This is a genomic window from Pseudomonas sp. 05N434 (genome assembly GCF_056396965.1).
This window is the reverse complement of record NZ_JBFTMK010000530.1, coordinates 1-3,535: the sequence shown is the minus strand read 5'-3', so window position 1 is coordinate 3,535 and position 3,535 is coordinate 1. Positions and strand designations below refer to the sequence as shown.

The window sequence follows — 3,535 nt, the reverse complement described above, 5'->3', positions numbered from 1 at the left end:
GCCTTGTACGAGGTGGGCTGCAGCAGCGGTAGGAGCGCCCGTCTCTTTCCGGAAGAAAGAGACGGGCGCAGGTTGGCGCAAGGAAATGGCCAAGCGGATAGGTTGCTGCAGGGCAGTTATGAAAGGGGATGAGTTGCCGCAGTGGGCGCACTGGTAAAAGTAGGCATCCATCACATCGCTGTGACCGTGCGAGCTACCGGACGCTAATCGCACTTTGGGAGAACCACCACGGTGTGGCGTAGCCTTAAAGGTTCTGGCTACCTGGGAGCCGCTAACGGCAGCGCTTTGAGGCTTCTTTTTATCGCCCGCGTATGGCTGGGTCAACCGAGTTGCGCGCAGTCCATTGCGCCAATCGGCGATGCTGGAAGGCGTTGGTCGTTAGTGATATTGGGTGGACATTTAGCCGTTTGTCGTCTTTTTAATGTGAACCCCTGCGCGTGGGAATGTGAAGTCATCCCATGCGCAGGGGCTCGGTCGGAAAACCTAGAGCGAGGCTGATAATGGTCCGAAGAAGCGTGAGTGTCATGCTACAGCGTGGGGGACCAAGCATGTCGAGACAAGGGGGGAGAGGGTTATCAATAGCTGTTCCACGTGGGTACGCCACGGGCAAAGCTACCGAGATGACTCCACTTATTGCCGCGGTCTTCGACGTAGTGGTTCGTGACTTGGTTCTTTAAGTACTTGGTGACCACCGGATAAAGACCCAGATATTCTTGTCCCTGGAAGCTCTGGTTTTCAGAGTCCAACAGCGGAAGGATGGCGACCCGGCCAGGCTTGTGGCCGTCGAAGAACCCTAACTCCCAGGGCATCCATTTCGAGTTGGAAGAGTTTTCAGTGGCGATATACATCATGGAGCTTGAGTGCTTCATGCGGTCTCGGAGGATGGCAGCTGTCTCCTTGTCCACCGAGCTGCGGTCCAGTTGCCGGTCGACAACCCAGTCCACATAGACGCGCATTCCCTGCTTTTGCAGGAGGATCATCACCCCCAGAACAAGGTCCGAATCGTCGGTGGAGTGTGACAGGAAGATGTCGAACTCCTCGTATGATTTGTAGTTTTCCATTGTTGCGGTCAGAACAGCTTTTGCAGTGCGATATCCACGAGCGCCGGCCGCAGCGGCACGCGCCTCGCTTTTGGTAAAAAAAGCCATATTAAGTACTTCTGGTATGGGTTACTGATTGATGGCGTTTTCGATCCAGGTCGCCAAGTTGTCCCTAATATCGCCATAGGCATCGCTATAGTTGGGCTCATACACAAGGGGCTTAACGATCTGGCCGCTTTTGTTCTTGAAGCTGAACTGATTAAAAGGGTTGGTCCCCATTGTCCCGAAGCCATTGCGGGGGCAATTCAGGCGGTGGATATGAACGCCCACCACTGCCTTGCCCAGCTCCCAGGCTCGCTTGATTTCGTACTGGACCCATGGACGGTTGGCGGTCTGGCTGCCGATCAGCACCACTAAGCAAGATTTTCCGTTCAGGTTCTGGTCGATCCAGTTTTTCACGCCTTGCTCAGTGCGTTTGATCTGTTCCCACGTGTTAGGGCTGACGGGCTCATCGCCTTCCAGCGCACCCATTCGGCGGATCTGCTGCACTCGCATCACATCGTTGTCGAAGTGAAAGCTATAGAAAACCTTGCGTTTCATCCCTAACCCCCAAGTTTCTTAATGATGGACAGAATCTGCCGTTCGATTTTGGCCCGATTAGCTGCGGGGTCCGCGAGTTGCGCCACCTCCGCTTCAAGCCAGGGATAATCGGAGAAGTGGTTAGCTGGATCCGCAAGCATCTCGTCTGCCAGAGCCTTCGCCATGTAACCGGTAGTTCCAATGGGCAGTGCTACGACGCCTTTCTCCTGAGCAATTTCGAATTCCTTATGTACGCCGTCGGCGTTAACGACGCTGCCGTCCTTAACCTTGTTGCCGAAAATGAAGAGGGCTATGCCGGAAAGCCCAATCATGCGGTGCCTGTATTCATGCCACAGATCGGGCAGGTCTTTGCCATTCGAGGCCACCTGCGGGAACGGCCGCATGATGAGTTGATCCTCTGAGTACTTTTCCGGTTTGGAATAAATGGCATCGAGAGCACCGTTGATGACCGCGCTCCCGATTCCCCAGCCAAATCCATTGACGACTCTGTAACCCCCTTTCACCAAGGATGCAGAAAGGGAGTGCACGAAATTCAGGGCATCCTGCTTGTCCCAGGCACCGTACTCTTCGGCGCTACCGGAAATGAAGATGGTCTTCTTGAGGAAGCGGCTCTCGATCTCCTTCAAAATCACCGGTATTTCATTGTAATCGTCGATCAGAAGTGCCTGAATGCCAAACCGCAGCAGGTCGCGAACATGGTGCTCCTGTCGGCGCCGCCGATACTTCGCGGACTCTTCGTCCTCCTTCCCTTGCAGCTCAGCAGGCTCCTTGCGAAGGAAGCAGTAGTGGGTTCGCCGATAATCGTCCGGCACGTGCAGTCTACTGAGCACGTAATCCAGGTTGGGGTCCGTGAAACTGAAGCCTATGAACAGGAATGTCTTAGAAATCAGATCCCCACTCAGGGTTGTTACAAAGGCTTCGTGGCTCTTGTGATATTTCTCGTATTGAGACTTATAGAGAATGGCAGCACCTGGCGACGACACGTCACCGTGCATTTTGTAAACGACGGCGTCACGCTTGGGGCGAGTGGTAACTAGGTCGTCTGTTTTGCGTTTGATATCCGCGACGCGGTAGTTCTGCTTGAGGCTATCTTCTATCAGAGTGTCGTAGTTGGTCGTCCAATACGTTCTGATCGGAAGTCGGGAGATAATGTCGTGAGCTTCGGAGGGTTCTGCCTGCTCCGAGAATTCTTCAAGGATTTTTCGGGCCAGGCCGTTCGAGCTGTTTTTCTGGTTGACATGGTATTGCGCAACCGAAATCAGGTCGTGCTCCAGCTCAACCTTAAGACCCAGTTCTTCGGCGATTTCACTGAGCAGCTCGCTCCAGTTGACGAAACCGCAGCTTTTAGAAAGGCCCGCGCCGGCAAACACAGCGGCCCCCCCATTCTCAATGTCCTTCACATACGTTCTGATGAACGCTTCAATTTCGGCTGAAAACTTACCGGTCATACCCGGATACTTCCCTGTAATTGGCCAGTAGCCATCATACGGGGAGAGGGGGGGGTGTCAATGCAGCCAGGGGGTTATTAAGCGTCCACCGATCTGGCAAGTAACTATGCGAGCTTCCGGGCGCGAATCGCACTCGGGGTGAACCGCACACGGTGTGGCGTAGCCTTAAAGGTTCTGGTTACCTGGGTTGCTGTCAACGACAGCGCTTTGCCCGATCTTTTTTACGTCGGTGAATAACTTGGGTCAAGGCCCGAATTTTCGGTAGTTCTGCGGCTGTGGATGCAATTATCCACCGGTGGAAATCAGTGGTTTTTCACAGACAGATGCATGGGGTTTAGATTTTTTAAGTGAGGTCCCTTTAAGCAGGGAGGCTATGCCTCCCTGCTTAAAGGGACCCGGCTTTAAAATCGGTAACCAGAGGCCTCGTGGTCCTACATCGATGTTGGT

Annotated in this window: 3 protein-coding genes; all 3 read right to left on the bottom strand. The window is 53.9% G+C overall.

Features of this window, described 5'->3' with window-relative positions; genetic code table 11:
- Nucleotides 1–575: 575 nt before the first annotated feature.
- Genes AC1DLB_RS25150 through AC1DLB_RS25140 form a run of 3 tightly spaced genes read right to left on the bottom strand, consistent with a single transcriptional unit; the run spans nucleotide 576 to nucleotide 3,088 of the window.
- On the bottom strand, nucleotides 576–1,148 hold the full coding sequence (locus AC1DLB_RS25150) for a TIR domain-containing protein (RefSeq protein ID WP_367373105.1): 573 nt from the start codon (nucleotides 1,146–1,148) through the stop codon (nucleotides 576–578).
- Nucleotides 1,149–1,169: 21 nt separating this feature from the next.
- A complete protein-coding gene (locus AC1DLB_RS25145) occupies nucleotides 1,170–1,640 on the bottom strand; it encodes a TIR domain-containing protein (RefSeq protein ID WP_234229297.1) in 471 nt (156 codons plus the stop codon).
- Between the two features lie 2 nt (nucleotides 1,641–1,642).
- Nucleotides 1,643–3,088, bottom strand: a complete 1,446-nt coding sequence (locus AC1DLB_RS25140) for an SIR2 family protein (RefSeq protein ID WP_367373104.1) — start codon at nucleotides 3,086–3,088, stop codon at nucleotides 1,643–1,645.
- Between the last annotated feature and the right edge of the window lie 447 nt (nucleotides 3,089–3,535).